32 protein-coding genes are annotated in these 26,629 nt (G+C 76.2%); 16 read left to right on the top strand and 16 right to left on the bottom strand.

Annotation, left to right across the window (positions count from 1 at the left end; translation table 11 throughout):
- The first annotated feature begins 193 nt into the window (after positions 1 to 193).
- Positions 194 to 1,054, top strand: a complete 861-nt coding sequence (locus WDZ17_RS01110; protein WP_339573284.1) for an NmrA family NAD(P)-binding protein — start codon at positions 194 to 196, stop codon at positions 1,052 to 1,054.
- Positions 1,055 to 1,098: 44 nt separating this feature from the next.
- Here WDZ17_RS01110 and WDZ17_RS01105 read toward each other — a convergent pair whose 3' ends face one another.
- The 3 genes from WDZ17_RS01105 to WDZ17_RS01095 form a co-directional block, all read right to left on the bottom strand.
- Entirely contained in the window at positions 1,099 to 2,172 is a 1,074-nt protein-coding gene (locus WDZ17_RS01105) for an alpha-hydroxy acid oxidase (RefSeq protein ID WP_339573283.1), read from the bottom strand.
- A 123-nt stretch (positions 2,173 to 2,295) separates the two neighbouring features.
- Positions 2,296 to 2,985 carry a DedA family protein gene (locus WDZ17_RS01100; protein WP_339573282.1) on the bottom strand — a complete coding sequence of 230 codons (690 nt, stop codon included), beginning with the start codon at positions 2,983 to 2,985 and terminating at the stop codon, positions 2,296 to 2,298.
- Positions 2,982 to 3,821 (bottom strand): COG4705 family protein, encoded by an 840-nt coding sequence (locus tag WDZ17_RS01095; RefSeq protein ID WP_339573281.1) that lies wholly within the window; start codon positions 3,819 to 3,821, stop codon positions 2,982 to 2,984. Before WDZ17_RS01095 ends, WDZ17_RS01100 begins: the two co-directional genes overlap by 4 nt.
- Before the next feature lie 103 nt (positions 3,822 to 3,924).
- Here WDZ17_RS01095 and WDZ17_RS01090 point away from each other — a divergent pair, with 103 nt between their 5' ends.
- The 4 genes from WDZ17_RS01090 to WDZ17_RS01075 all read left to right on the top strand — a co-directional run bounded on the left by WDZ17_RS01090 (position 3,925) and on the right by WDZ17_RS01075 (position 7,397).
- Complete coding sequence (locus WDZ17_RS01090; protein WP_339573280.1) at positions 3,925 to 4,638, top strand: response regulator transcription factor; 714 nt, start codon at positions 3,925 to 3,927, stop codon at positions 4,636 to 4,638.
- 161 nt (positions 4,639 to 4,799) lie between these two features.
- On the top strand, positions 4,800 to 6,194 hold the full coding sequence (locus tag WDZ17_RS01085; RefSeq protein ID WP_339573279.1) for a sensor histidine kinase: 1,395 nt from the start codon (positions 4,800 to 4,802) through the stop codon (positions 6,192 to 6,194).
- Between the two features lie 109 nt (positions 6,195 to 6,303).
- Positions 6,304 to 6,735, top strand: coding sequence for a hypothetical protein (locus WDZ17_RS01080; protein ID WP_339573278.1), 432 nt, complete (start codon positions 6,304 to 6,306; stop codon positions 6,733 to 6,735).
- Complete coding sequence (locus tag WDZ17_RS01075) at positions 6,732 to 7,397, top strand: DedA family protein (protein ID WP_339573277.1); 666 nt, start codon at positions 6,732 to 6,734, stop codon at positions 7,395 to 7,397. Before WDZ17_RS01080 ends, WDZ17_RS01075 begins: the two co-directional genes overlap by 4 nt.
- Before the next feature lie 281 nt (positions 7,398 to 7,678).
- Here WDZ17_RS01075 and WDZ17_RS01070 read toward each other — a convergent pair whose 3' ends face one another.
- Together WDZ17_RS01070 and WDZ17_RS01065 are read right to left on the bottom strand one after the other, a co-directional pair.
- On the bottom strand, positions 7,679 to 8,476 hold the full coding sequence (locus WDZ17_RS01070; protein WP_339573276.1) for a GNAT family N-acetyltransferase: 798 nt from the start codon (positions 8,474 to 8,476) through the stop codon (positions 7,679 to 7,681).
- A 127-nt stretch (positions 8,477 to 8,603) separates the two neighbouring features.
- On the bottom strand, positions 8,604 to 8,954 hold the full coding sequence (locus WDZ17_RS01065) for a cupin domain-containing protein (protein WP_339573275.1): 351 nt from the start codon (positions 8,952 to 8,954) through the stop codon (positions 8,604 to 8,606).
- Positions 8,955 to 9,116: 162 nt separating this feature from the next.
- Here WDZ17_RS01065 and WDZ17_RS01060 point away from each other — a divergent pair, with 162 nt between their 5' ends.
- The 3 genes from WDZ17_RS01060 (at position 9,117) to WDZ17_RS01050 (ending at position 11,946) form a co-directional block, all read left to right on the top strand.
- Positions 9,117 to 9,827 (top strand): hypothetical protein, encoded by a 711-nt coding sequence (locus WDZ17_RS01060; protein WP_339573274.1) that lies wholly within the window; start codon positions 9,117 to 9,119, stop codon positions 9,825 to 9,827.
- Between the two features lie 111 nt (positions 9,828 to 9,938).
- Positions 9,939 to 10,709: a type I methionyl aminopeptidase gene (gene map / locus WDZ17_RS01055; protein WP_339573273.1), complete on the top strand. Its 771-nt coding sequence runs from the start codon at positions 9,939 to 9,941 to the stop codon at positions 10,707 to 10,709.
- Between the two features lie 94 nt (positions 10,710 to 10,803).
- Positions 10,804 to 11,946 (top strand): NAD(P)-binding domain-containing protein, encoded by a 1,143-nt coding sequence (locus WDZ17_RS01050; RefSeq protein ID WP_339573272.1) that lies wholly within the window; start codon positions 10,804 to 10,806, stop codon positions 11,944 to 11,946.
- A gap of 96 nt (positions 11,947 to 12,042) precedes the next feature.
- On the opposite strand, the gene WDZ17_RS01045 is transcribed toward WDZ17_RS01050, so the two are convergent.
- Together WDZ17_RS01045 and WDZ17_RS01040 are read right to left on the bottom strand one after the other, a co-directional pair.
- The gene (locus WDZ17_RS01045) at positions 12,043 to 12,180 is read right to left on the bottom strand and encodes a hypothetical protein (RefSeq protein WP_339573271.1); all 138 of its coding nucleotides are present in this window, start codon (positions 12,178 to 12,180) and stop codon (positions 12,043 to 12,045) included.
- On the bottom strand, positions 12,177 to 12,464 hold the full coding sequence (locus WDZ17_RS01040) for a hypothetical protein (RefSeq protein ID WP_339573270.1): 288 nt from the start codon (positions 12,462 to 12,464) through the stop codon (positions 12,177 to 12,179). Before WDZ17_RS01040 ends, WDZ17_RS01045 begins: the two co-directional genes overlap by 4 nt.
- Positions 12,465 to 12,568: 104 nt before the next feature.
- On the opposite strand from WDZ17_RS01040, the gene WDZ17_RS01035 reads away from it, so the two are divergent.
- Entirely contained in the window at positions 12,569 to 13,018 is a 450-nt protein-coding gene (locus WDZ17_RS01035) for a hypothetical protein (protein ID WP_339573269.1), read from the top strand.
- Positions 13,019 to 13,091: 73 nt separating this feature from the next.
- Complete coding sequence (locus WDZ17_RS01030) at positions 13,092 to 14,012, top strand: NAD-dependent epimerase/dehydratase family protein (RefSeq protein ID WP_339573268.1); 921 nt, start codon at positions 13,092 to 13,094, stop codon at positions 14,010 to 14,012.
- Between the two features lie 94 nt (positions 14,013 to 14,106).
- Here the strand turns inward: WDZ17_RS01030 and WDZ17_RS01025 are convergent, their stop codons facing one another.
- Positions 14,107 to 14,586: a MarR family winged helix-turn-helix transcriptional regulator gene (locus tag WDZ17_RS01025; protein WP_339573267.1), complete on the bottom strand. Its 480-nt coding sequence runs from the start codon at positions 14,584 to 14,586 to the stop codon at positions 14,107 to 14,109.
- 141 nt (positions 14,587 to 14,727) lie between these two features.
- Between WDZ17_RS01025 and WDZ17_RS01020 the strand changes: the two genes are divergently transcribed.
- The gene (locus WDZ17_RS01020; RefSeq protein ID WP_339573266.1) at positions 14,728 to 15,564 is read left to right on the top strand and encodes an alpha/beta fold hydrolase; all 837 of its coding nucleotides are present in this window, start codon (positions 14,728 to 14,730) and stop codon (positions 15,562 to 15,564) included.
- Between the two features lie 244 nt (positions 15,565 to 15,808).
- On the opposite strand, the gene WDZ17_RS01015 is transcribed toward WDZ17_RS01020, so the two are convergent.
- A complete protein-coding gene (locus tag WDZ17_RS01015; RefSeq protein WP_339573265.1) occupies positions 15,809 to 16,636 on the bottom strand; it encodes a DNA-formamidopyrimidine glycosylase family protein in 828 nt (275 codons plus the stop codon).
- A 243-nt stretch (positions 16,637 to 16,879) separates the two neighbouring features.
- Here WDZ17_RS01015 and WDZ17_RS01010 point away from each other — a divergent pair, with 243 nt between their 5' ends.
- Positions 16,880 to 17,512, top strand: a complete 633-nt coding sequence (locus WDZ17_RS01010; RefSeq protein WP_339573264.1) for a hypothetical protein — start codon at positions 16,880 to 16,882, stop codon at positions 17,510 to 17,512.
- 226 nt (positions 17,513 to 17,738) lie between these two features.
- Here the strand turns inward: WDZ17_RS01010 and WDZ17_RS01005 are convergent, their stop codons facing one another.
- Positions 17,739 to 18,386 (bottom strand): RES family NAD+ phosphorylase, encoded by a 648-nt coding sequence (locus WDZ17_RS01005; RefSeq protein WP_339573263.1) that lies wholly within the window; start codon positions 18,384 to 18,386, stop codon positions 17,739 to 17,741.
- Positions 18,386 to 18,937, bottom strand: a complete 552-nt coding sequence (locus WDZ17_RS01000; protein WP_339573262.1) for a hypothetical protein — start codon at positions 18,935 to 18,937, stop codon at positions 18,386 to 18,388. The genes WDZ17_RS01005 and WDZ17_RS01000 overlap by 1 nt, the downstream gene beginning before the upstream one ends.
- Positions 18,938 to 19,142: 205 nt before the next feature.
- Here WDZ17_RS01000 and WDZ17_RS00995 point away from each other — a divergent pair, with 205 nt between their 5' ends.
- Positions 19,143 to 20,399 (top strand): MFS transporter, encoded by a 1,257-nt coding sequence (locus WDZ17_RS00995; RefSeq protein ID WP_339573261.1) that lies wholly within the window; start codon positions 19,143 to 19,145, stop codon positions 20,397 to 20,399.
- Positions 20,400 to 20,502: 103 nt separating this feature from the next.
- On the opposite strand, the gene WDZ17_RS00990 is transcribed toward WDZ17_RS00995, so the two are convergent.
- From WDZ17_RS00990 to WDZ17_RS00975, 4 genes are all read right to left on the bottom strand, one after another.
- Complete coding sequence (locus WDZ17_RS00990) at positions 20,503 to 21,459, bottom strand: nuclease-related domain-containing protein (protein ID WP_339573260.1); 957 nt, start codon at positions 21,457 to 21,459, stop codon at positions 20,503 to 20,505.
- A gap of 113 nt (positions 21,460 to 21,572) precedes the next feature.
- Positions 21,573 to 21,947, bottom strand: a complete 375-nt coding sequence (locus WDZ17_RS00985) for a PH domain-containing protein (protein WP_339573259.1) — start codon at positions 21,945 to 21,947, stop codon at positions 21,573 to 21,575.
- A gap of 82 nt (positions 21,948 to 22,029) precedes the next feature.
- Entirely contained in the window at positions 22,030 to 23,271 is a 1,242-nt protein-coding gene (locus tag WDZ17_RS00980) for a type II toxin-antitoxin system HipA family toxin (protein ID WP_339573510.1), read from the bottom strand.
- 2 nt (positions 23,272 to 23,273) lie between these two features.
- Positions 23,274 to 23,576 carry a helix-turn-helix domain-containing protein gene (locus WDZ17_RS00975; protein WP_339573258.1) on the bottom strand — a complete coding sequence of 101 codons (303 nt, stop codon included), beginning with the start codon at positions 23,574 to 23,576 and terminating at the stop codon, positions 23,274 to 23,276.
- Between the two features lie 77 nt (positions 23,577 to 23,653).
- Here WDZ17_RS00975 and WDZ17_RS00970 point away from each other — a divergent pair, with 77 nt between their 5' ends.
- The 3 genes from WDZ17_RS00970 to WDZ17_RS00960 all read left to right on the top strand — a co-directional run bounded on the left by WDZ17_RS00970 (position 23,654) and on the right by WDZ17_RS00960 (position 25,235).
- Positions 23,654 to 24,466: a GIY-YIG nuclease family protein gene (locus tag WDZ17_RS00970; protein WP_339573257.1), complete on the top strand. Its 813-nt coding sequence runs from the start codon at positions 23,654 to 23,656 to the stop codon at positions 24,464 to 24,466.
- A gap of 108 nt (positions 24,467 to 24,574) precedes the next feature.
- Positions 24,575 to 24,805 carry a FitA-like ribbon-helix-helix domain-containing protein gene (locus WDZ17_RS00965; RefSeq protein WP_339573256.1) on the top strand — a complete coding sequence of 77 codons (231 nt, stop codon included), beginning with the start codon at positions 24,575 to 24,577 and terminating at the stop codon, positions 24,803 to 24,805.
- 19 nt (positions 24,806 to 24,824) lie between these two features.
- The gene (locus WDZ17_RS00960; RefSeq protein WP_339573255.1) at positions 24,825 to 25,235 is read left to right on the top strand and encodes a type II toxin-antitoxin system VapC family toxin; all 411 of its coding nucleotides are present in this window, start codon (positions 24,825 to 24,827) and stop codon (positions 25,233 to 25,235) included.
- 104 nt (positions 25,236 to 25,339) lie between these two features.
- Here WDZ17_RS00960 and WDZ17_RS00955 read toward each other — a convergent pair whose 3' ends face one another.
- Positions 25,340 to 26,629 carry a hypothetical protein gene (locus WDZ17_RS00955; protein ID WP_339573254.1) on the bottom strand — a complete coding sequence of 430 codons (1,290 nt, stop codon included), beginning with the start codon at positions 26,627 to 26,629 and terminating at the stop codon, positions 25,340 to 25,342.

Here is a 26,629-nt window from a genome sequence, read left to right as displayed (position 1 = left end):
ACGCTGTCGGCGCGGCGTGGCGAGCCTGGGGATCCGGCTCGCGTCCGGCCGGGCCCCAGCGCCGGCCCGGCACCGCCCCACCACCGGCGACGTCCCTCGCCCCGCGGCGAGCGCCCGAGGGAAGACAGCGAGCTGCTCCAGCGCTCACACACCTCGGTGGCGCCGAGGGACGGCGCCGGAGCGGAGGACCCCCATGTCGATCGTCGTCACCGGAGCCACCGGCCACCTGGGCCACCTCGTCGTCGAGGCGTTGCTCGCCCGCGGGGTGCCCGCCGACCAGGTGCTCGCGACGGGTCGCCGGACCGACCGCCTCGAGGAGCTCGCCGGCCTCGGCGTGCGCACCGCGCAGGTCGACCACGACGACCCGACGACGCTCGACGCCGTCCTGCAGCCCGGCGACACGGTGCTGCTCGTGTCCGGGTCGACGCCGGGCGCCCGGATGGACCAGCACCGCGCGGTCATCGGCGCCGCGACCCGCGCCGAGGTCGGCCACCTCGTGTACACCTCGGCGACGAGGGCGGACGACACCGACCTCGTCCTCGCGCCGGAGCACGCGCAGACCGAGGAGGCGCTGCGGGCCAGCGGCCTGCCCGTGACGGTGCTGCGCAACAACTGGTACACGGAGAACTACGCGGCGGACCTCGAGCGGGCCCGGCAGAGCGGCGTGCTCGCCGCGGGGGCCGGGGACGGGCGGGTCGCCAGCGCCACCCGCGCCGACTACGCGGCCGCGACCGCCGCCGTCCTCGCCGACCCGGCCGAGCACGCCGGGCGCACCTACGAGCTCGGCGGCGACTCGGCGTGGGACTACGACGAGCTCGCCGCCGCGATGGGCGAGGTCCTCGGCCGTGAGGTCACCTACGAGCGCCTGTCGGCGGACGCCCAGGGCGCCGCGCTCCGCAGCGCCGGGCTCGACGAGGGCACGACCGCCTTCGTCGTCGCGCTGGACCAGAACATCGCCGGCGGCGCGCTCGACGTCGTCACCGGCGACCTGGCCCGGCTCGCCGGGCGGCCGACCACGCCGCTGGTCGAGGGGCTGCGCCCGCTCGTGGGCTGACCGGGCGGCTCGCGGCCGACCGGCCCTCGCAGCTCGTCGGGCGGTCAGCGCGGGCGTGCCGGCAGCGTCGCCGGGTCGAGCAGGTCCGGGGCCAGCGCGCGCACCGACGGCGCGCCGACCTGGCGCAGCACGAGCGCGAGCTCCGCGGTGAGCCGGTCGAGAACGCTGCGCACGCCCGCCTCGCCGTCGGCGGCCAGCCCCCACCACGCGGGGCGCCCGACGAAGGCAGCGCGGGCGCCCAGCGCGAGTGCCGCCGCGACGTGGGCACCGGAGCGGATCCCGCTGTCCACCAGCACCTCTGCCCTCCCGTCGAGGGCGGCGACCACCTCGGGCAGCGCGCGCAGGGCCGTCACCGACGAGCCCAGACGACGCCCGCCGTGGGTGGAGACGACGACGCCGGCCGCCCCGGCGTCCAGGCAGCGCACGGCGTCGTCACCGCGCAGCACGCCCTTGACCAGCACGGGCAGCCCCGACACCTCGGCCAGCCAGCCGACGACGTCGGCGTCGAGGTCGCGCGCCATGGCGGTGGCGCCCTGGTCACGGTCGGCCAGGTCCTCGCTGGTCAGGGCGGTCGCCCGCGCGCGGGCCGGCCCCGGCGGCCAGTCCGTCGGCTCGACGCCCTGCCCGCCCGGCGCGTCCGTCGCCAGCGCCGTCGTGTCGAGGGTGAGCACGAGCGCACGGGCGCCCGCCGCGGCGGCGCGCTCCACGAGCAGCCGCGTGAGCCCGCGGTCGGCCATGACGTAGACCTGGTACCACCACGGCGCCCCCGTCGCGGCGACGTCGGCGAAGGGCACCGCGGTGTTCGTCGAGACGCCGAGCAGCGAGCCGGCGGCGGCGGCCGCCCGGCCCGTGGCGGCCTCCCCGTCGGGGTGGGCGGCCACCTGCTGGGCCATCGGCGCGACGAGCACCGGCGTGCGCACCGGCGTCCCGAGGACGGTCGTCGTCAGGTCGACGTCGCCGGTGTCGGTGAGGACACGCGGCCGGAACCGGAGCGCCTCCCACCCGGCCAGCTCCTCGGCGAGGCACTCACCCCCGCCGGCGGCGGCGGCGACGTAGCCCGCGACGTACGCCGGCAGCCCTACCCGGGCGCGGTGCTCGAGGTCATCGACCCAGCTCATGCCCCGACCTTCTCCTACGTCGTCCGCCCGGCGGCGCACGCCGACCCCGGGGCTGCGCCGCGGCCGGTGAGGACGTCGCGGTCGGAGCGCCGGCCACGACGACGACGACCCCCCGGGGACCCCTCAGACCTGCTCGCCGCTCGCGCCCGCGCCACCGCCGGCGACGCGGCCGGCCCGCCGGCGCCGGGACCGTCGCACGAGCAGCAGCAGGGCCACGACGACGAGCACCACGAGGACGACGTTGCTCGCCGTGCTGGCCCAGGAGCCCACCGTGGCCCACTGGGTGCCGAGGGCGTACCCGGCGCCGACCAGTGCGCTGTTCCAGATCGCGCTGCCGGCGGCCGTCCCGAGCGTGAACGTCAGCGGGTTCATCCGCTGGGCCCCCGCCGGCAGGGAGATGAGGCTGCGCACGCCGGGGACGAAGCGACCGAAGAAGACGGACCCGGCGCCGTGGCGGCCGAACCACTGCGAGGCGGTGACGAGGTCCTCGCGGTCCAGGAGGGGGACGCGCGAGAGCAGGCGGATCGAGCGGTCCAGCCCGAGCGCCGCCCCCAGGCCGTAGAACACCCACGCCCCGGCGAGGGAGCCGAGCGTGGAGGCCACGAGCACCCACGCCAGGACGAGGCGGCCCTGCTGGGCGAGGAAGCCGGCCAGCGGGAGGACGACCTCGCTGGGGATCGGGGGGACGACCGTCTCGGCGAAGGTGAGCAGGCCGACGCCCACCTCACCGGCGGAGCCGATGAGGTGGGCGAGCAGGCCGGTCAGGCCGGTGAGGCCGTCGACCGCCGAGGACGCCGCCGCGGTGCCGCTCACGCGCCGCCCCGGGTGGCCGGCGCGTCGGCGGCGGCGAGCTCGGGCGGCGTCCGGTCGCGCCCGGAGACGGTCAGGTACGCGACGACGGCGACGATCGCGACGAGGAAGACGGCGCTGACGACGGTCGTGCCCAGGCCGAGGCCGCCGTCGGCGGTCGGCTGCGAGAGCCCGTCGCCGAGGGACGCGCCCAGCGGCCGGGTGAGGACGTACGCCGTCCAGAAGGTCGCGACGGCGCTGACGCGCAGGCCGTAGCGGGTCGCGGCGACGGCGACGAGCAGGGCGACGACGAGGAGGGCCGTGGGCCAGTAGCCGAGGCCGACCTGCTCGCTGACGAGGTCCCCGGCGGCGGTGCCCAGGGCGAAGGTGACGAGCACGGCGAGCCAGTAGAAGCCCTCGCGGCGCGGGGTGGTGATGGAGTGGATCGACAGGGTCCGCTCCTGGCGGTACCAGACGGTGAAGGCGACGGCCAGCAGGACGGCGAACACCGGCGTGCTCAGCGTCAGGGGCACGCCGAGGCCGTCGGTGAGGTTGTCCGTGAGCAGCGTGCCGACGATGCTCACGAGCACCACCGTGAGCCAGTACAGCCAGGGGACGTAGCGGCGGGCGCGCACCTGGACCGCCAGCACGCCGACGAGCACGACGGACATCAGCACGGTCGTGCCGACGAGGCCGAGACCCACGGTGTCGGCCAGGAAGTCGGCGAAGGTCTCCCCGACGGTCGTCGCGAGGACCTTGACGACCCAGAAGAAGACCGTCACCTCGGGGACCTTGTTCAGCATCTGCCGGGCGGTGGGCAGGGGCGCCCGGGGAGCCCTCGGGCTCACGCGTGTGGTCATGGCCGCGAGCATGGACGCGGCGACCTGACACGGTCCTGAACGCCTCGCGTCGACGGACGGCGGCCGGCCGGGGCCGGGGCCGGGGCCGGGGCAGGATGCCCGCGTGGACGGTGCCCGGGTGCTGCTCGTCGAGGACGACCGGGTGCTGCGCCCCGCGCTGGCGCGCTCGCTGCGCGAGGTGGGCGCCGTCGTCGCGACGGCGGCGACGGGCGGCGAGGCGCTGCGCGCCCTCGGCGCCGGGCCGCTCGCGCCGTTCGACGTCGTCGTCCTCGACATCGGGCTCCCGGACTCCGACGGGCGCGACGTCTGCCAGGCGCTGCGGGCCCGCGGCATGGAGGTGCCGGTGCTCTTCCTCACCGCCCGCGACGGCAAGCACGACCTGCTCTCGGGCTACGCCGCGGGCGGGGACGAGTACCTGGCGAAGCCCTTCCACGCCGGGGAGCTGCTGGCCCGGCTCGGGGCGCTGGTGCGCCGCAGCACCCCTCGGCGTCCCCCCGAGCCGACCGGGCTGGCGCTCGACCCGGCGACGCACGCGCTGAGCGGGCCCGACGGCTCCCAGCCGCTGACGCCGACCGAGTACCGGCTGCTCGCGGCGCTGCTCGCCGCCGCGGGGCAGGTCGTGCGACGGCGCGACCTCGTGCGCGCCGGGTGGCCCGACGGCGCCCACGTCGCGGACAACACCCTCGACCAGTACCTGGCCCGGCTGCGCCGGCGCACCGCGGCCGCCGGGGGCGGCGCCACGATCACCACGGTCCACGGCGTCGGCTACCGCGTCGACGGGGTCGCCGGGCTCGACGGGGTCGGGGCGGGCGGGTGAGGCCAGGGCGGGTGAGGCCAGGGCGGGTGGGGCCAGGGCGGGTGAGGCCAGGGCGGGTGGGGCCAGGGCGGGTGAGGCCAGGGCGGGTGGGGCCAGGGCGGGTGAGGCCAGGGCGGGTGGGGCCAGGGCGGGTGAGGCCAGGGCGGGTGAGGCCAGGGCGGGTGAGGCCGGGGGCGGCCCGGAGCCTGCGCAGCCGCCTGTCGTGGGCGGCGACGCTCGTCGTCGCCGCGTGGGCGGTGGCCCTGGCCGTCGGCGCCTACCTGCTGCTGGGCGCGGCGCTGGAGTCCGAGGCCGACGGCGCGCTGCGCGCCCGTGCCCAGGCCGTCGCCGCGACCGTCACGGTGGGCGCCGGCGGCGCCGTGGACGTCGCCGAGGGCGCCGACGACTCGGCGCTGGACGTCGGCACCTGGATCTTCGGCCCCGGCGGCACCGCGGTGGAGTCCCCGTCCGGCAGCACCGCGGCGCTCGACGCCCGGGCGGCGCGCCTCGCCGGCACCGCCGCGGCGGCGCCGCAGGAGGAGGCCGTCGCCGACGCCGGGCTCGTCGACCCCACCCGGCTGCTCGCGCTGGCCGTCCCCGCCGGCCCGGGCGGTGCGGGGGACGGCGGGCCGGCGGTCGTCGTCACGAGCACCTCGCTGGCGCCCTACGAGCAGCTGCGCGACCTCGCCCTCGTCGGCTCGGCCGTCGCCGCGCTGGCGCTCGTCCTCGTCGTCCACCTCGTGCTGCGCGTGACGGTGCAGCGCGCGCTGCGCCCGGTGCAGGACATGACCGAGCAGGCGGGGCGCTGGAGCGCCGACGACGTCACCCGCCGCTTCGGGCCGGCGCCCCGCCCCGCCGAGCTGGCCGCCCTCGCCGGCGTCCTCGACGGCGTGCTCGACCGCCTGGGCGCGGTGCTGCGGCACGAGCAGACCTTCACCGCCGAGGTCTCCCACGAGCTGCGCACCCCGCTCGCCCGGGTCCGCGCGCAGGTCGACTGGCTGCGCGCCCACCCCCGTACCCCCGGGGAGGTCGACGAGGGCCTGCGCGCCGTCGACGACGCCGCCGCCGACCTCGAGGTGACGCTCGCCACGCTGCTCGACACCGCCCGGGCCGCCGGGACGACGGCGGCTCCCGGGCGCACGCCCGTCGGGCCGGTGCTGCGCGAGCTCGCCGACGACCACGGCCGCGAGGGGGCCGACGTCGCGGTCCGGGTGCTCCCGAGCGGCCCCGGGGCGTCGGACGACCCCGTCGCCGGGGTGGACGCCGCCGTGCTCCGCCGGCTGCTGTCGCCGCTCGTCGACAACGCGGTGCGCCACGCCGCCTCCGCCGTCGTGCTGTCCGCCGCGGCCACGGCGTCCGGCGTCGTCGTCGCCGTGGACGACGACGGCGCCGGCATCCCCTCGCACCTGCGGGAGGCGGTGTTCGCGCCCGGTGCCCGCGGCACGCCCGACGACGGCCACGACGGCGCGGGCCTCGGGCTCGCCCTGGCCCGTCGGCTCGCCCGCGCGGCGGGCGGCGACGTGGTCGCCGAGGACCCGCCCGGCGGGCACCTGCGCGTCCGGCTGCCCGCGGGGTGAGCGTCCCTCCGGCGGAGGCGTTCAGGAGTGGTTCAGGAGGAGGGCCGCACGCTCGGGCCTGCACGGGCCGGAGCACCGGCCCGGCCGCCGACGAGCCCCGGAGGGCCGCATGACCACCTCCACCTCCACCACCGGCCGGACGCGGGCCACGGCACCGGGGTCCGACGGCCTCCTCACCGCCCTCGTCGGCCTCGCCCTGCTCGCCGTGCTGTCGGAGGCCTGGCAGTTCGTCACCGCCGGGCAGCTGTTCCCCGGCGACGGGGCCCTGGAGGCGCACCAGGCGGGGGCGGTCGTCCTGCACGTGACCTCCGGGCTGACGGCGGTGGCCGCCGTCCTCGCCGCCCGCCGGGGTGCGGCGCCGACGTGGCTGTGGCTGCTCGCCGTCGTCGTCTTCGGCCTCACCTTCGTCCAGGCCGCCACGGGCGGCCGGAGCACCCTGTGGGTCCACGTGCCCGGCGCCATGGTGGTGACCGTCGGGTCGGTGTGGGTGCTGGCGACGGCGGTCGGGCTCCGCTCCCGTGGGACGGCAGCGCGGTCGTGAGCGGCGCGGCCGGGCTCGTGCACCACCTCCTGGACGCCCCGGCCTGGCTCGTCTACCTCGCGGTCTTCGCCGTCGTCTTCGCCGAGGCCGCCGTCTTCCTCGGGTTCGTGGTGCCCGGGGAGACCGCGGCCGTCCTCGGCGGGGCCGCCGCGAACCTCGGGCACGTCTCGCTCCCGGTGGTGCTCGTGCTCGCCGTCGTCGCGGCCGTCACGGGCGACGCCGTGGGGTACGCCGTCGGACGGCGGCTCGGCCCGGCCGTGCTCGACCACCGCCTCCTCGCCCGACGCCGGCCGGCCCTGGACCGCGCGTCGGACCTGCTGGCCCGCCGCGGCGGCGTCGCCGTCCTCCTCGGTCGCTGGACCGCCTTCTTCCGCGCCGCGATGCCCGCGCTGGCCGGTAGCGCCCGGATGCCGTTCCGGCGCTTCCTGCTGTGGGACGTCCTCGGCGGCGTGCTGTGGGCGAGCACCGTCGTCGTCGTCGGCTACCTCGCCGGCGCGTCGGCCGCCTCGGCCGCCTCGGCCCTCGGCCACGGGACGGCTGTCGCCGCCGCCGTCCTCGTCGTCGCGGGCCTGGTCACCTGGCGGGTGACCCGCCGCCGTCGCTCCCGGCGCGCCGCGACGGCGCAGGGGGCGCATCCCGCACCGGTCGGGCGCGTCGGCTGACGCTGGTCCCGGCTGCCGCGCCGCGCGTCTGGGCGAGGGCGTCTCGACGGGGGGCACCTCAACGAGGGCGGCCGCTCGTCGAGCGACCGAGCCGCTCCCGCTCCACGACCTCCCCCGTGTCGAGCACCCCTGCTCCTGTCCTTCTCCACCGCCGGCCGCCGCGGCGACTTCGCCGCGCTGGACCCGACGCTCGCCGACCTCCTCGGGCACGGGCCCCGCCGGGTCCGCGACGTGCTGGCCGCCGAGCTGGCCGCCGGGACGGACGCGTCGGGGAGCCGCTCCTAGCGGGCCGCGTGCCAGGTCCACGGCGTGGTCGTCGTGACGGCGAGCAGGCCCGCCCGCTCGAGGACGGGACGCGAGTGCGGGCTGCAGTCGCTGTGCAGCAGCGTCCGGCCCTGCCGCAGCGCCGACCTCGCCCGCTCGGCGGTCAGCGCGCGGTAGACGCCCCGGTGGCGCCAGGCCGCCAGGGTCGCCCCACCCCACAGCCCTGCGACCTCGCTGCCGGCCACCGGCTCTAGGCGGCCGGTGCCCACGACCTCCCCCGCCACCTCGGCGACCCAGAGCTCCGTCCCCTCCTCGGTGGCGAGGCGCTGCAGGAGGTCGTCGACGTACGCCCGCGAGGCGGGATCGCCGAAGACCTCGTCCTGCAGGGCGGTCGCGGCGTGGACGTCGGCCTCGTGGCTGACCGCGCGCAGCGAGACGTCCTCGGGCAGGAGGACGTCGACGTCGAGGGCTCGCGCCTCCCCCAGGACCACGACCTCCTCCTCGCCGGGCGCGAAGCCGTGCTCGGCGAGGGCGTCGACCAGCCCCGGGGCGACGTCGTGCCCCCGCGCCTTCCACTCCACCCGGGTGACGGCCGGGTCTGCGCGGTAGTGCTCGCGCGCCGCGGCCACGAGGGCCCGCACCCCGCCGGCGTCCGCGCCCGCGAGGTCCCGGTAGGTGACGAAGCCCCGGCCCCCGCCGGACGTGACGAGCCACAGCGGACCGTGCCGGACGACGAAGACGGCGCCGGTCGTCTCGGCGTCGGTGCGGAGCTGCTCGTCGTAGACGGCCAGGAGGTCGGCGCGGTCGAGGGGCACGGGTCGACCCAAGGGCCTCGCCGCCCGACGGGCAAGGACGTCCCGCCGCCGGACGTCAGGCGGCGCCCGACCCGGAGCCGTCTGCGCGGACGTCGTCCTGGGCGCAGGGGCGCCAGCCGAGGGCGGGTCAGCCCGCCGGCGGCTCGTCCCGGTCGTGCACCTGGGCCGGCGGGTGCGTCGCCTCGACGGCGGTGAAGGGCTCGATGATCGTGTAGGTGTGCACCGCGCCACGGGGCACCACCCACGAGTCTCCGGGCGTCAGGACGACGACCTGGCCCTCGCTGCTCAGCTCGGCCCGGCCGGCGATGACGTACCCGACCGTCTCGTAGTCGCGGGCCACCTCCGGCGCGGGGTCCCCGACGGGCTGCTCGCGCCACATCCGCATGCTCGTGCTCGCACCGCTGGCGAGGTGCACCTGGCCCATCGCCCCCCGCGGCGAGTGCGCGCTGTCCACCTTGATGATCGTCGTGTCGGCCATGGCCCGACGCTAGGCCGGTCGCGCCCGCGCGGCCCGTCGACGCCCTCCGTGCCGTCGGCGTGGGCCGGACGGAGGAGCGTCGCCGCCGGACCGGCCGTTCCCGCCGCTCGCAGCACCGGCGCGGCGCACCCTGCACGGACCCACCCACCGAGCGGAGGACGGATGGCGACGACCGAGGTACCGACCGACGAGCACGTCCCGCCCGCCCCGGGACGCCCGCGCACCGCCCGCCCGTGGCGACGACGAGCCGTCGTCGCCGGGGGCGTCGTGGCGCTCGTCGTCGTCGGGGCCGGCGCGCGGCTCCTCGTCGCGCAGCCGCTCGTCGCCGACGACGGCATGACCCGGGTCGTCGTCGTCGACGAGGCACCCGCGTCGCCCGGGGACTTCCCCGACGACGTGGACCTGGACCGGGTGACCGAGGTCACCACCGTCTACGGGACCGAGTACCACGTCCCCGTCGAGGACGGCTCGTTCCTCGACGTCGTCGTGTCCGTGGCGAACGACGGCCCCCTCCCCGTGACGCTCACGGACGTCGGGACACCGCTGGCGGCGGCACCGGGGCCGCTGGGCGTCCTCGACGGCGTGGACGTCGCCGTGCCGGTCGACCCGACGCAGGCCGCGTGGCGCAGCCTGGGCGACGGGGTCGTCGTGGAGCCCGGTCGGTCCCTGCCCGTCCGGCTGGTCGGGCGCGTCGCCACCGCCTGCGGCCGTCCCGGTGCGCCGCCGCCGTACGAGGCGGGCTCGTCGGCGGGCACCGACCAGCTCCTCGACCTGCGCTACGAGGTGCTCGGCGTCCCGCGCAGGTCGAGCCCCACGGCGTCGTGGACGCTGAGCCTCGACGGGCCGTTCGGCTGCGCCGACGCGGTGTCCTGAGGCCGTCCGTCGACCGGGCCGGCCGTCGCCGGACGCCGAGCCGGCGGCCGGGGCGCCGCGACGTCCCCGGTACCGTCGGCCGCAGACGACCGGCACCCAGGAGGCCACCGCGTGATCGAGATCCTCAGCCCCTCGGAGCTGGTCCGGGCCCGCGCCGCAGGAGCCCTCGTCGCCGAGATCCTGCAGACCGCGCGGGAGCGGGCGACGGTCGGCACCAACCTCCTCGAGATCGACCGCTGGGCGCAGGAGATGATCACCGAGGCCGGCGCCGTCTCGTGCTACGTCGACTACGCCCCCTCCTTCGGCCGCGGACCCTTCGGCCACTACATCTGCACCTCGGTCGACGACGCCGTGCTGCACGGGCTGCCGCACGACTACGCCCTCGCCGACGGCGACCTGCTGAGCCTCGACCTCGCCGTCACCCTCGACGGGATCGCCGCCGACTCCGCCCTGACCTTCGTCGTCGGGCAGTCGCGGCACGCCGAGGACGCCGCGCTGATCGGGGCCACCGAGCGGGCCCTGGCCGCCGCGATCGCCGCGGCCCGCCCGGACGCGCGCCTGGGTGACCTCTCGCACGCCATCGGCACGGTGCTCGGCGAGGCGGGCTACGCGATCAACACCGACTTCGGCGGCCACGGCATCGGCTCGACCATGCACCAGGACCCGCACGTCCCGAACTCCGGACGCCCCGGCCGCGGGTACCGCCTTCGCCCGGGGCTGCTGCTCGCGCTCGAGCCCTGGGTCATGGCTGACACCGCCGAGCTCGTCACCGACGCCGACGGCTGGACCCTGCGCAGCGCCACCGGGTGCCGGACGGCGCACAGCGAGCACACCGTCGCCATCACCGAGGACGGCGCCGAGGTGCTCACGCTGCGGCGCTAGACCCCCCGGCCAGGTCGGTCCCGGCCGGCCCGGAGACTCCTCGCGGCGGCCGGCGCAGCGCGGCCGCCCGTCATCGGCTGCCTACGCTTCCGCCGTGCCGCCCCGGGACCTCCCGTCCTCCCGCACGGCCCTCGGCGGTGCGGCGCAGGCCACCGGGTCGGCGACGGTCGTCGTCATCGGCGCGGGGCAGGCAGGGCTGTCCACGGCCCACCACCTCCGGCGCCGGGGTTTCGCGAACGCGCTCGACGCCGCACCCGGGGACCGGTCCTTCGTCGTGCTCGACGCCGGCGACGCTCCGGGCGGGGCGTGGCAGCACCGGTGGGCGTCGCTGCGGATGGGCACCATCAACGGCATCTTCGACCTGCCGGGCGCCCCGCTGCCGCCGGTGGACCCGGCCGAGCCGGCCCGCACCGCCGTCCCCCGCTACCTCGCCGCGTACGAGCACGACCAGTCCCTGCCCGTGCTGCGCCCCGTGCGGGTGGGGCGCGTCGAGCGTGCCGACCACGACCCGGACGGCGAGCTCCTGATCACCACCGACGCCGGCACGTGGCGGGCGGGCTTCGTCGTCAACGCCACCGGGACGTGGACCAACCCGCTGCGGCCCGCCTACCCCGGCGCCGAGACCTTCCGCGGCCGCCAGCTGCACACGAGCGAGTACGTCGGCGCCGAGCAGCTGCGCGGGCACCGCGTCGCCGTCGTCGGCGGCGGCATCTCCGCGGTGCAGCTGCTCGAGGAGGTCTCCCGCGTCGCCTGGACCGCCTGGTACACCCGCACCGAGCCGGTCTTCCGGGACGAGCCGTTCGAGCCGGAGACGGGTGGGCGCGACGTCGTCGCGCGGGTGACCGCCGACGCGGAGGCGGGACGGGCGCCGCGCAGCGTCGTGTCCTACACCGGGCTGCCGTGGTCGCCCTACGCCCTCGCAGCCCGCGAGCGCGGCGTCCTCGTCCGGCGCCCCATGTTCACCGCGCTCGAGCCCACCGGCGTCCGGGAGGCGGACGGCACCCTCACCACCGTCGACGTCGTCCTGTGGGCCACCGGTTTCCGCCCCGCCCTGGCGCACCTCGCGCCGCTCCACCTCCAGAACGACGAGGGCGGCATCGAGGTCCGCGGCACCCGGGTCGTCGCGGAGCCGCGGGTGCACCTCGTCGGGTACGGCCCGTCGCAGTCGACCGTCGGCGCCAACCGCGCCGGGCGGCACGCCGTCGTCGAGATCACCGCCGCGCTGCAGAGCCGCTGACCGGGACGACGTCCGACCCGGCCCCGGGGCGGAGCACGACCGGCAGCACGCCTCCTCCTGCGACGAGGTCCGGCGGTCGGGCCGGTGAGCCCGGCGTCAGACCTTCCCGCGCAGCAGCCGGCGGTAGTAGACGACCGGCAGCCCGTAGCGGTCGAGGAGCAAGGTCAGGCGGCGGGGCCGCTCGCGGCTGACGAGCGTCGCGTACCGGATCCGGCGTCCGCACGCCGTGGTCACGAGGTGCGCCGACGGGTCGACCTCGGCGACGGCGTCCTTGACCTACCGGCAGCCGTCGGCACCACCGGACCCATGGGCCGCTCGAGCGAGCGCATGCTCGCCTCGCCGGCCCCCACGTCTTTGAGCAGCGGCCGGTAGCGGTGCACCGGCGACGGCTCGACGAGCACGACGTCGTGCCACCCGTCCCGCAGCAGCCGGGCCGCCGACGAGATCCCGGCGTCGCCACCACCCACGACGAGGACCTCGGCGGTGTCGACCAGGGCGTCCTGCGGCGAGAGGGGCACGCCTGACCATCGCCGCCCGCCGACCCCGCCGGCACGGGGCGACGAGGTCGGGCGCCCCGGACGAGGCATGATCGGCGCCGACGACGAGGTGCGGAGGAAGGCTCATGGCCGAGCAGCACGCGGGCGGTTTCAGCGACGACGAGCGCGCGGCGGTGCGCCAGCGCGCCGACGAGCTGCGGTCGACGAAGGGGCTCAAGGGCGCAGCGAGGACCGCTCGTGAGCTCGAGGCGTGCCTCGAGGCCGTCGACGCCCTCGACGGCACCGACAGGGTCGTGGCCACGGAGCTGCACCGGGTCGTCACCGACGAGGCCCCGCACCTGGCGCCGAAGACCTGGTACGGCTTCCCGTCCTACGCCCTCGACGGCGAGGTCGTGGTGTTCTTCCAGCCGGCGGCCAAGTTCGGCACCCGCTACGGCACCGTCGGCTTCCAGCAGTCCGCGGCGCTCGACGACGGGCCGATGTGGGCGACGTCGTTCGCCGTCGTCGAGGTCGACGACGGCGTCCGGGAGCAGCTGCGCGAGCTCGTCCGTCGCGCGGCGCCGATCCCGGGCTGACGGACCGGGCTGACGGACCGGGCTGACGGACCTCGGGCGTGCGGAGCGGTCTCCCCCGGGGTTGGGTGGCGCCATGCGCATCTTCTTCACCGGTGGCAGCGGCAAGGCGGGCCACCACGTGGCCCCGTACCTGGCGTCGCAGGGCCACCAGGTCACCAACGCCGACCTCACCCCGCTGGGCCACCCCGACGTCACCGACCTGCGGGTCGACCTCACCGACGCGGGCCAGGTCTACTCCGCGATGGCGGGCATGCCGGCGATGGCCGACCTCGACGCACCCGAGCTCGTCCAGGGGGGCAGCGGGTCGGCCTACGACGCCGTGGTCCACTTCGCCGCCGTCCCCGCCATCGGCATCGCCCCCGACGCCACGACCTTCGAGACCAACATCCTGGCGCACTACCACGTGCTCGAGGCCGCGACCCGGCTCGGGATCCGGAAGGTGGTCTTCGCGTCCTCGGAGACGACGTACGGCGTCTGCTTCGCCCAGGGCGAGCGCAAGCCCCTCTACGTGCCGGTCGACGAGGAGCACCCGGTGGTCCCGGAGGACTCCTACGCGATGTCGAAGGTGGCGGGAGAGGTGGTCTCGCGCTCCTTCCACGCCCGCACCGGCGCCGACGTCTACGGCTTCCGCATCAACAACGTCATCGAGCCGCACGAGTACGAGCAGAAGTTCCCGGCCTTCCTGGAGGACCCGTCGCTGCGGCGCCGGAACCTGTTCGCGTACATCGATACCCGCGACCTCGGGCAGATGACGCTGAAGGCGCTGGAGACCGACGGGCTCGGCTTCGAGATGTTCAACGTCGCCAACGCCGACATGTCCGTCGCCGCGACGACGCAGGAGGTCGTCGAGCGCTTCTACGACGGCGTCGAGGTCCGCAAGGAGATGGGCCGGGACGAGACCTTCTACTCCATCGAGAAGGCACGCCGGCTCCTCGGCTACGAGCCGCAGCACTCCTGGCGCGACGTGCTCGACGACCCCCGCGCGGGGGCCTGAGCACCACCCCGGTTGGGCCGGCCGCACGACGACGTGCCCTACCGCGTCGTCGTGCGGCCGGCCTCCGTGCGGTGCAGATGACCCATGCCGCGGCTCACCCCTCCGGCGCCGTCCGCTCGACGCCCTCGCGCAGCGTGGCGGAGAGCCGGTGCAGGGTGCCGACGAGCTCGGCCTGCTGCCCCTCGTCGAGGCCGGACGCGGCGGTGATCTGCGCAGGGACGTCGTCGACCTCGGCGCCGAGACGCCGCCCGGCGTCGGTGAGCTCGACGAGCACCGTGCGCTCGTCGCCGACCGACCGGCGCCGGGTCAGCAGGCCCTGCGCCTCGAGCCGCTTGAGCAGCGGGGAGACGGTGTTGCTGGACAGCCCGAGCCGCCGGGCGACGCCCGTCACCGGTGACGGGCCGTCCTGGCGGAGCACCGAGAGCACCGTGTACTGCGGGTAGGTGAGCCCGTACCCCTCGAGCAGCACGCGGTAGGTCGCGTCCATGGCGTGCGACGCCTGGTACAGCGCCAGGCACAGCCTCTGGTCGACCGGGACGTCCGTCCCCGTCGTCGTGCCGACCGTCGTCCCCATCACCCGGCCGAGTCTAGACGTCGCCCTCGGTGACGTCGCGGACGACTCAATCGTGCGCGATCGAGTCGCGCGCGATACGGTTGCGTGCATCGCGATGGACGGCTCGACGAGCGAGACGTCCGGACGAGAGGAGCACGACCCATGACCGAGGTCACCGCCCACCACGGGCTGTTCAAGGACACGAACCTGCACGTCGACGACACCGGCGGCTCGGGTCGCCCGGTCGTCCTCGTCCACGGCTGGCCCCTGTCGGGCGAGGCGTGGAAGGACCAGGTCCCCGCGCTCACCGAGGCCGGCTACCGCGTCGTCACCTACGACCGCCGTGGGTTCGGCCGCAGCGACAAGACGCGCAGCGGCTACGACTACGACACCCTCACCGACGACCTGCAGGCCCTGCTCACCGAGCTGGACCTCCGTGACGTCACCCTCGTGGGCTTCTCCATGGGTGGCGGCGAGGTCGCCCGCTACGCCTCCCGCTACGGCTTCGAGCGGGTCCGCAGCCTCGTCTTCGCCTCCGCGGTGCCGCCGTACATGGCCCAGACGGACGACAACCCCGACGGCCCGCTGGACGACGAGACCGCGAGCACGATGGAGAACGGCCTCAAGGACGACCGGGCGTCGTTCTTCGACACCTTCACCACGCAGTTCTACTCGGTCGGCGACGACCTCAAGGTCACCGAGGCCCAGCGCGTCGAGGCCGTCGCCCTGTGCCAGCAGTCCGACCAGAAGGCCGCGGTGGAGTGCATGGAGTCCTTCGGCACCACCGACTTCCGCGGCGACCTGCCGTCGGTGACCGTCCCGACCCTGGTGCTGCACGGCGCCGGCGACGGCGTCGTGCCCTTCGAGGGCTCCGGCAAGCGCACGCACGAGGCCATCGCCGGCAGCGAGCTGCACGTCATCGACGACGCCCCCCACGGCTGCAACGTCAGCCACGCCGACGAGTTCAACCGCGCGCTGATCGACTTCCTCGGACGCTGACCACGCCCGCCTGCTGATCAGGTCCGCAGCGTCGAGCGCCACCGCACCGCCCGAGGGCGCGGCACCAGCTGGTGCCGCGCCCTCGGCGCGTCCCCCCTGCCGTCGCGAGCCTTGCCTCGGTCGAGTCCGACGTACCGCGGGCCCGGGAGTGCCTCACAGCCACCGGACGTCGGACTCGACGCCGTTCGTCGGGCCCAGGTCCTTGCACACCGCCGACGAGCGGACCCGCCCCGACGCGAGGTCCTCAGCCCTGCTGCTCCGCCGTGCACCACCAGGTCGTCCGGCCCCCGACCTGCCCGGTGGCCATCGCGGCCCCGCACCGGGGGCAGCGCTGCCCCTTCTTCCGGGAACCGATGACCTCGCCGGTGTGGACGCCGCCGTGGCGGATCGCCGCCCGGGTCGCGGCACGCAGGGCCCGGTGCAGGGCGGTCAGCTCGTCCTCGGACAGCTCGCCCGCCGGCCGGTGCGGGTCCTCCTTCGCCTGCCACAACGTCTCGTCGGCGAGGAGGTTGCCCACCCCGGCGAGGGTCGACTGGTCGAGCATCCGGGCCTTGAGCGGCGCGGTCCCACGGCCGACGCGCTCGCGGAACTCCGCGACGCCGATCTCGCCCGCGTCGGGGCCGAGGTCGTCGAGGTCGGGGTCCAGCCGCACCCGGCCCAGCCGCCGCTTGTCGAAGAGCCGCAGGCTGCCGCCGTCGTCGAAGGTCAGGGTGAAGCGGTACCACTCGGGCTTGGCGACGGAGGCGTCCGTGCCGTCGGCGCCACGGACGGGGTCGCCGCCGTGCACGGTCCGGTCGTCGGCGGTGCGGACGATGACGCGCCCGCTCATGCCGAGGTGCAGGCCCAGCTGCGGCCCGTCTCCGCCGTCGTCGCCCGTGGTGTCGCACCACATCGTCTTGCCCCGCCGATGGGCCGCGACGAGGCTCCGGCCGACGAGCGCGGAGCGGATCTGGCCCGGCGCGTGCGGGCGGCACACCCAGTCGTCGGCGTCGTCGACGTCAACGATCGTCCGGCCGAGCGCCGCCTCCTCGATGGTGGAGCGGGCCAGCTCGACCTCGGGCAGCTCGGGCACCTGCTCAGGCTAGGCGGGGGCGTCCACCGAGACCGCACGAGCTCGGCCCCCGCCCCGAGTCCGACGCCCCGCAGGTCGAGCAGCCCGCAGGACCTGCCGTACGTCGGACTCGACGGGCCCACGCGCTGCCGCTGGCGTCCTCCGATGGCGCCCGCTGGTCCGCCCGCCCACCTCTGCACGAGGGCAACTGCTCCCGAGCTGGCCGAGGCGTCCCCCTCACGACGGCCCGCCTATCGTCGGTCCATGGTCGACAGCCGCGCGCACGCCGCACCTGCCACCGTCGCGGCCACCCCGCCCGGCACCTACCGGACCGCCGACGGCTCCGCCGTCGCCTTCCCCGACGCCCTCGACGCCTGGACGAGCGCGGCGATCGCGGTCCTCACGGCTCGCGCCCGTACCTACGGCGCGACCGTCACCTACGGCGACCTCGCCCGCTCCCTCTTCGCCCGCTCCGGCGTCGCCACCAGGTCCTTGCTGCAGAACTGGATCGGTGACGTCCTCGCCCGCGTCGCCGACGCCTGCGCCGACGCCTCGAACGATCGCCCCCCGCTGGACGCCCTCGTCATCCGCGGCACGGACGGTGCCGTCGGCGGTGGGTACGGCGACGCCGTCGCCCGGAACACCGGCACGCGACCCCACGACGTCGAGCGGCACGCCGCCGAGGCGCGTCTCGCCTGCTACCGCGCCCTGGCCCAGGACCTGCCCGCCGACGGCGGGCATCCCGTCCTCACCACCCGCACGACGGCGCAGCCCCGCCGTCGCGCCGCGGCGCCGAGGCCCGCCAAGCCGGCCCCGACGCCCGAGCCTCTCCCGGCCGTGTGCCCCACCTGCTTCACGCAGCTGCCCCGCAGCGGGCAGTGCGACACCTGCGACTGACCTGACCGGCGTCCGTCCCGCGCGGCGTCGCCAACCGACGACGCCGACGAGGGCGGACTTCAGGGGCCTGGCGACGGCGCGTCGTCCCGCGAAGTCCCCTCGCGGAGCTGCGACGGCGCGTCGTCCCGCGAAGTCCCCTCGCGGAGCTGCGACGGCGAGTCGTCCCGCGAGGTCCGCGCCCCTGGCCCGCCGCGGGCGGCCCGGGACGGCCGCGGCAGCGGCGGCCTCACCCGGGCACGACGACCGGCACGTCGTACGGCCGGTCCTGCGTACCGGTGCCGTAGGGGCGCAGCTCCGCGAGGAGGTCGGTGTCCTCGACGAGCGGCGTCACCCGCGAGCGCCACCCCCGCAGCCGCTGCCGCGGGCCGGCGGCGCCGAAGAGGACGACGCCGAGGGCGCGCGCCGTCGGGTCGTGGCGGACGGGCGCCACCAGCCCGGGGGCGCCCGCCGCGCGCACGGCCCGCGCCCACCGCTGCGGCAGCGCGTAGTCCTCTCCCGTGACGAGGTCGAGGGTCACGCCGAGGGCCCGGGCGCCCGGGGCGTGGAGGTCCGCGAGCGCCAGAGACGGCCCGGTGCGTTCGGCGGTGACCATCCGACGGCGCTCGACGTCGACCCGGTCGACGAGAGCCGTGCCGCGGAAGACCTCGAGCCACGCCCCTGCGCGCCGGTCGCTGAGGTAGCAGGACCCCGCGGGCACGATCAGGTCGAAGCGGCCCGGCCCGACGGCGCCCGCCGTGGCGCTGGAGAAGAAGAACGGCTCCCGCGGGCGCCCGCCCTCGTCCCGCGCCCGGACGACGCGGTGGACGGCGTCTCCCGGAGTGACCTCGTGCCGCGGGAGGCCGTCGAGCGACGCCGGTGGAGTGGTCGCCGGCATCAGGCAGCCAGCGCGCGCGCCCAGTCGCGCGCTGCGGCGACGACGACGTCGGCGGCCCCCTCGCGCAGCAGCTGCACCGGCGTCGTCCCGTCGAGGCCCGGCTGCGGGGAGGTGAGCCACGACGCGAGCGTCCACCGCGACGCCAGGTACTCCGGGACCGCGCGCAGCACGTCGTCCAGGCCGGGCAGCGGCGAACCGCCGGTGAACTGGAAGGTCGGGTAGACCACCCGACCCGAGCCCGTGGTCAGCGCCAGCAGGCCGCGGCGCTGGCTCACCGCCTGCTTGGAGACGGGGCGCCCCGCACGCGAGAGGAGCCGGCGCACGCCGTCGACGTCGTAGAAGCCGCCGAGGTGGTCGGTCCACCGCTCGGCGGAGTCCAGCACCTGGTCGACCGCCCCTCGTGCGGCAGCCGCCGCGTCGACCCGGGCGAGCGCTGCCCCGTCGGGGTCGCGCAGCACCAGCTCGCGCAGGAGCTGCTCGACGAACGACCGCTGCGCGCCGCTCGTGCGCGCCAGGGCCTCGAGCATCGAGCGCGGCAGTCCGCCCGGCATCCCAGCCACGTCCGTCATCAGCCGCCTCTGTCGTCAAGGCCGTCAACCCGATGCTCCGCCGTCGCGGTGACGCCGTCAAGCACAGGACGGCGCGAAGGGCGGACGGGGCCGCGACCAGGAGCAGGGGAAGGACGGGTGACCCCGGGAGACACGACCCCTCCCGCAGGACCTCCCGCCGTGGAACAGTCCTCCCGTGCCGCGGGGGGTGGAGCACACGGAGGCCGGGCAGCGCCGGGAGGCCGCGGCGCTGCGGGCAGCCGCCCTCGTCGGCGGTCCGACGGACCTGCTCGACTTCGTCCTGCCGCTGTGGGCCGGCGCCGCGCTCGGGGCCAGCGCGGTCGGCGTCGGTGTGCTCGTCGCCCTAGAGATGGCGGTCGCGCTGCTGGCGCGCCCGCTCGCCGGGGTGCTCGCCGACCGCCGGGAGCGCCGGCTCGTCGCGGCGGCCGGTGCGGGGCTGTACGCGCTGTCCTGCGCCGGGTACGCGACGGCAACGCTCGCGGGCTCCCTCGGCGTCGCCCTCGCCGCCGCGGCGGTCGGCGGCGTCGGCGGGTCCCTGGTGTGGGTGAGCCTGCGCGCGGTCGTCGGGGAGCGGCTCGCGGAGGACTCCTCCGCCTACGCCCGCCTGTTCTCGGCCGAGGAGACCGGCTCGTGGGTCGCCTTCGTCGCCGGGCTCGCGCTCGTCTACCCGGTGCTGGGCTACGGCGGCGTCCTGTGGGCGTGCGCCGCCGCCTGCGCGGCCGGGGCGCTCGCGCTGCTGGGTGCGCCGGCACGACCGGCCCGTCCGCACGTCGACGGCCGCGCCACGGCGGACGGCCTGCGCTCGCTCGGTCGGCGCCTGCGCCCCATGCTCGCCGCCGTCGCGCTGCGCTCGGCTGCCGGCTCCGCGATCGGCTACCTCCTGCTGCTCCACCTGCAGCGCGACCTCGGCCTCGACCTCGGGCCCGCCGCGCTCGTCTTCCTGCCCGGGTCGGTGGCCGCGAGCGTGCTGGCGCCGCGGCTGCACCGGGCGGTGCTGCGCCACGGGCGGCGGCGGACCCTCGTCGTCGCGCTCGTCGCGAGCAGCGCCCTCGCCGTCGGCCTGTCCACCTCGCCCGGCGCCGTCCTCGTCGCCGTGCTGTGGGTGCTGTCCGCCGTCGCGGTGGCGGCCGTCGCGCCGATCCAGCAGGCGGTCGTCGCCGAGGCCTCCGGCGAGGCGGCCGGTCGCGGGCTGGGGCTCTACGAGTCCGCCGAGCTGGGCGGCGGCGCGGCCGGCGCCCTGGCGGCCGGCGTCCTGTTCGACGCGAGCTCCTGGCAGGTCGCCTGCCTCGTCGCCGCCGTCGTCATGCTCGCGAGCGCCGTGCTCGTGCCCCGGTCGGTGCGGGCGCTCGGCGTCGTCGACGTGCCGAGCAGCACCGCGGTCGTGCCACTGGGACCGGGCGCCGTCCCCGCGGCGCCGCCGACGGGGGACGACGCCGGGAGGTGACGCCCTCCGTCGGGGCCGGCGGCGCTGCCTGAGCGCCGTTTGGCCGCACGACGACGCTCTCTACCGCGTCGACGTGCGGCCAACCCGGCGGCGGACCTCCGTGTCAGCGGCCGGACGGGCGCACCCACGTGTCCGAGCGGCGGGCGATGTCGTGGAGCCGCGCCACCTCGCCGTCGGTCAGCCGCTCGGGCTGGGCGGCGAGCCAGCGAGCCAGCCGCCGTCGGCTCGTGACGACGACGACGTCGTCCGGCTGGCGACGGATGGTCAGGCCCCCGCGGGCGCCCACGACGGCGACCACGCCGGTCACGTCCACGGGCCCCGCGCCCGCTGCGGCGAGCAGCCGGGCCGCGCGACGCGCCTCGTGCCGGCTGTTGCGCACGTACGGCACCCGCTGGCCGTTCACGATGAACGTGCCGCCACCGATCCAGACGCGCGCCCGCGGGTGGTGCTTGGTGTTGACGGTGAAGACGCCGCCCGGACCGACGACGACGTGGTCGATGTCGCTGCCCCGGTCGCCGACGGGCACGGCGTGAAGCACCTTCCACCGCTCGCCGAGACGGAGGAGCTGCGCGGCGACGGCCTCCTCGCCGTCCGCGCCGATCCGCCACGCCCGCTCCTCGGTGTGGACCCCGAGAAGCCGGGTGAGGAACGTCCGGACGGGCGAGGTCTGCCGCAGCTCGAGCGCCTTGGCCCGCGCCGCGGCGCCGGGACGGGTGGCGGCGAGGTCGGTCCACGGGACCTCGGCGGCGGCCTCCCTCACGGGCAGCACCGGCACGGCGGCCGAGACCTCCGCTGCAGCGGACGCGCGGGGCACCGGGACGCCCACCGCCTCCTCTGCCGCGACGTCCAGCTGCTCGGGCGCGGCTCGCGGGCGCACGACACCGGGATGATGGGCGAGCGCGGCGTCGAAAGCCGCCCGCCCCGCGTCGTCGCACCCGTCCGCGAGGACGGCCGTGCCGGCAGCGCAGTCCCAGTAGCCGAGCCGCTCGCCGTCCGGCCGCTGCACGTACAGGCGGTCGTGGCCGTAGCGGCGCCAGGGTCGGACCTCGAGCTCGCTCATGCGCCGAGCCTCGGTGCAGCGCCGACCAACCGGTGCAGCCCGCCGGCACTGTCACCTGGATGCCTCCGTCTCCGACCGCGAGCAGAGCAGCGCTCGGGGTCGGGGACCACCGATCAGAGGACGTGCTGGGCGATCAGCTGCCCGAGCTGACGGATGTCCGCGCGGCCCTTGAACTCCAGCCGCACCTTCCCGAGACCGCTGAACCACAGGTCGAGCTCGGCGTCGAGGTCGAGCGTGCCGGCCGTCTCCACGCTGAAGGCCTGCACCTTGGAGTAGGGCAGGCTCGTGAAGTCCTTCTTCTTGCCCGTCAGCCCCTGGACGTTGACGGCGATGAGGCGCTTGTCCGTGAAGACGACGTAGTCGCGGATCGCCTTGAAGGCCTGGAGCACGCGCTCACCGGGGACGAGCAGCTCGGCGACGCCCTCACCGACCTCCGCGGGGTTGACAGGAGCCAGCTTGAGGAAGGTGCCGTTCGCGAAGTCGATCATGGTCGGCACCGTAGGCAGCGTGACCGCTGCCGGTCCGAAGAACGGCGACCGCCACCTCGTGAGCGTCAGGTGACGGCCACGCTCAGCCGGCGAGCCGCACCAGCGCCTGCGCGCGCTCGTCGAGCATCTCGGCGAAGCGTTGCCGCTCGCCGGCACCGATGCCGTGGCGACCAGCGACCTCTCGCCAACCTGCGACGGCGCCGCAGACCTCGCGCACGACGGCCCGCGCCTCCCCCGCGTCGAGGCGGCACTCGGCGGCCAGGGCGAGCAGCCCGTCCGGCTCGTCGTCGGGCGCGACGGCGCCGGCGATGCTCGTCACCCGACCGCGCCCGGGGTCCGGCTCGGGGTTCACGTCGAAGACCGGGCTCAACCGCCACCCTCCGCGTGCGCGCAGGAAGCCGTGGTTGCGGAGGTGGTCGTCGGTGCTGTGCACGGCGACGCTCAGGACGACCCGGCGGTAGAGCTCGGCGAGGTCGGTGGTCACCTGCGCCCCCTGCTCGGGCAGGGCCTCGGCGATGTCGAGGTAGTCGCGCTCGTCGCCGTCCCTGGCGCCGAGCAGGCTCATCGCGCTGAGGTAGCCGGTGCGTCGACCCTCAGGATCTCGGTCGAAGCGCTCGAGCAGCAGGACCGACCGACCGCCGACCCGCACGAGCCGGCGGGACGGCGTGCGGACACCGGCCGCCTCCGCCAGGTCGAGGACGGTCGCCTCCCACGCCATGACGTCCCAGTCGTCGCTGCGGTGGGGGAACTTCGCGATGAGCAGCCGCTCGTCGTCCCCCCGCACGGACGCCTTCGGTCGGGCTCCGCCCAGCGAGCCGGAGCCGGCGTCGAGCAGCTCCTTCACGGCGGCGAGGTCGTCGCCGACATCGGCGTGGTCCGCGGCGTCGAGCAGGTGCGGCAGCGCCACGAGCTTCGGCACGTCGTGCCCCGGGTCGAGGAAGGTGCCGCCGCCGACGCTGAATCGGAGGTCGCCCTGACGCGTCAGGTCGCTGACGCCGACGAGGTAGTCGGCGTCCGTGAGCGAGGGCAGCCGACGCTCCGCCGTGCGCTGGGCGGCGCGGTGCCGCTTGTCGAGGAGCATCCGCCCCCAGCGGTCCGGCGCCGAGTCGCCGAAGCAGCCGGGCAGGCCGTCGACGTACTGCTGCCCGGAGCGGCGCGGCAGCGCCGGCTCGAGGTCGACGCCGCGCGGGTCGGCGAGGTAGGCCGTGTCGTAGGCGAAGGACGTCGTCACGCCGCCGCGCCGTCCGTGCGTCAGGTACGCCGTCCCGGCACGGGTCGGGGACCCGCCAAGGTCGACGTGGACCTGCAGCTCGGTGATCGGCATGCTCACCGCCGCACCCGTTGCGGCAGCGACGCCCCGGCCCGGGCGCGGCCGAGGTCGGTCTGCCACGGGTCGAGCGCCTCGACGAGCCGGTCCAGCGCCCCGAGCGCCCGCGCGACGCCCAGCACGGTCTCCAGGCTGACGCCGACCTCGCCGTGCTCGAGGCGCCGCAGGGTGTCCCGCGAGATACCCGCACGTTCGGCGACCTGCTGCGCGGTGAGGTCCTGCAGCTTGCGCCACGCGGCGAGCTGGGCGCCGATGTCCTGGCCGGCGCGCTGGACGCGCGCGGGTGTCGTCTTGACGGCCATAACGCTCCTCACGCCTGACAGATCAGCCATTATGGCCCTCGGCGAACGAACCAACAGCCACTAGGGAGCTGGACCCCATGACCCTGACGCTCGGGGACGTCCTGCGCAGCGCTGGCGTCGACGCCTCCGACGCCCAGGCAATCCGCCACGCCTTCGTCCGTGAGCACGAAGACACCGGACTGCCCGGGATCCACGCGGACTCGACCGACGACGAGATCCTCGCCTACACGCGCCAGCAGTCGGCGTCGCCGCGGATCTTCCCGGCCACCCCGCCGCGGCTCTGGGTGGTCTTCCTCCGTGAGGGCGGCGACCGCGCACGCCTCTGGTCGGTGCTCGAGAACCGCGGTGAGGTGTCGAACGACGGCGCGCTGCGCACCTTCGACCTGGTCCCCTCGGGGCACCTGGCCGACCTGGACGACCGGCTCGTCATCGGCTGGAGGTCGCCGCGCACCTGGCGGCTCAACGGTCCGACGGCGGCCGGGTACCCGGTCGCGGAGATCGCCGACGCGCACCCGGTCCCCTTCCCCGGCTTCGACCGGCTCGTGCTGGACCGCGCGCAGCTGGAGGCGGTCATGCGGGACCACCGGTACGCGAGCTGGCGGACCGCCCTGGCGTCGGTCGTCGGCGTCTACCTCATCACCGACACCCGGGACGGCCGGCAGTACGTCGGCAAGGCCGACGGCGCCGAGAGCCTCCGCCAGCGCTGGGGCGCCTACGCCGCCAACGGGCACGGCGGAAACGTGGAGCTCCGCATCCTCGACCCGGCGACGTTCCGCTACTCGATCCTCCGGGTCTTCGACCCGGCGACGCCGACGCGGGTGGTCGACGAGACGGAGAGCCACTTCAAGACGGCGCTGGACACCCGCCGGCACGGGCTGAACCGAAACTGACGACAGGGCGCGCCTCCTCGTCGGAGGGGAGCCGCAGCTCCGCGGCCGCGCTGGTGGGTCCGCGGCTAGGGCTTGCCGGCAAACGCCGGGCGAAAGCACACTGCAAGCATGGTCAACATCCTCGTCCGCGACGTGCCGGACGACGTCCACGCGGCCCTGCAGCGGACGGCGGCGCGGCGGCACCAGTCGATGCAGCAGCTCCTCGTCGAGGAGCTGCGCGAGGTCGCTCGGCGACGGTCCGTCGCCGAGCTGCTCGACGACGTCGAGCAGCAGCGCGGCGGGCGCGTCGGCCTTGCGGCCGCCGTCGCCGACCTCGACGACGAGCGCAACGGGCGATGACCTCGACGAGCACCGCGCGGTGATCGTCGTCGACGCGTCCGTCGTGGCCAACGCCCTGGCCGACGACGACGATGACGGCGTCCTCGCCCGGGCCGCTCTGCGCTCCTCCGGCGGGCTGACGGCGCCCGACCTCGTCGACGTGGAGACCGCCTCGATGCTCCGGAAGCGGTGGCTGCGCGGCCACCTCGACGACGCCCGCCTCGAGACCGCGGTCGGCCACCTCGAGCGGTTGGACCTCGAGCGAGTCCCCACCCTGCGGCTGGTCGGGCGGGCGCTCGCTCTGCGACGGAACATCAGCGCGTACGACGGGTGCTACGTAGCGCTCGCTGAGGCGCTGGGATGCCCTCTCGTCACCGGGGACGTACGTCTTGCAGCGGCCGCCCGGGGCGTGTGCGAGGTGCAGGTGGTGCCCGGCCCCACGACCGGCTGAACAAGGGCCTCTCACCAGCGCGCGGGTCGCCGGGCGGCGACCGCACGCCACCGGACGAGGCGTGGCGCGGGCTCCTTGACGCGCGCCGCGCCCGGCAGCCGGGGTCACAGGTACAGCACCGCCGACGTCGCGATACCGCCGACGGCGACGACCCACATGTACGGCAGCGTGCGCACCATGACCTGCTGCGGCTTGGTGCCGGCGTACTGCGAGGCCCACACGGTCTGCGTGCTCGTCGGGTCCGAGACGCCGAGCACCTGGTTGTAAGAGGCCATCAGCCCGAGCACCGCGAGCGGGGAGAACGTGCCGACCGCCGTCAGCGCCCCGGCGACGCCGGCGCCGAGCCCGAAGATGTTGAGGGGCCCGCGGAAGAGGCACAGCGGCACGAGCACCGAGAAGACGAGCACGTAGAGCCACGGGTTCGTGGGCGCGACGGCCTCGACCACCGGCGTGAGGGCGTCGACCGCGGCCGGGAGGTTGACCGCGGCCAGCAACATCCCGATGGCCACGAACAGGGTGATCGGCGGCGCGGCCACGGTGAAGCCGTCGTACAGGGTCCGCAGCAGCCGCGTCGCGAGGTCGCGGGGGCGTGTGGTCGTCAGGGCGGCGTAGAGGACGCCCGCGAGCAGCGACGGGATGATCGGCACGGTCAGCCCCAGCGCCAGGACGATGGGCACGAGCGGCGTCAGGAGCGAGTACCAGGGCGCGTCGCCGAGCCGCTCGCGGCGGCTCGGGGCGCTGCCGCGGCCGGTCGAGGAGGTGAGCGACCAGGCGTGCACGGTCCCGCGCCGGCGCACCTCGACGAAGACGAAGCCGAGGGCGCCCACGAGGGCGAAGGGGAAGAGGAACACCATGTAGGAGCGGACCTCGGCGATCGACAGGTCCAGCGCCGAGGAGAAGAACTGCCAGACGGGCAGCTCGAAGGGCACGCCCACGCCGATGCCGACGAGGATCGTCCCGGCCGCGGTGACCTTGGGGACGCCGACGGCGACCATCGCCGGGATACCGATGACCCCGGCCAGCAGCGCCGCGGGGGCGGAGCCGGTGACGGTGCCGACGAGCGCGGAGACGACGAGGACGCCGAGGGCCACGACCACCGGCCGGTCACCGGCGAACTCCACCGTCTTGCGCACGAGAGTGCTGGCGATGGCCGTGTCCCGCATGAGCGAGCCGAGCCACGAGCCGATGAGGATGGCGATCATCGTGGAGGCGAGCCGGGTCGAGCCGTCCTGCAGGACGGTCTGCAGGACGCTGCCCTCCTCGCCCACGAGGGGGGCGCCGGCGACGAGCGCGATGCCCACCGAGAGCAGGACGAGGGCGAAGGCGGTCGGCACCTTGCCGCTGAGGATGAGGGCGACCCCGAGGGCCATGATGACGAGGATGGCGACGGCCAC

This window comes from Pseudokineococcus basanitobsidens (genome assembly GCF_037482545.1).
Taxonomy (GTDB): domain Bacteria; phylum Actinomycetota; class Actinomycetes; order Actinomycetales; family Quadrisphaeraceae; genus Pseudokineococcus; species Pseudokineococcus basanitobsidens.
Note: the sequence above shows the minus strand (reverse complement) of the source record. Positions and strands in the feature narration are given on the sequence as shown.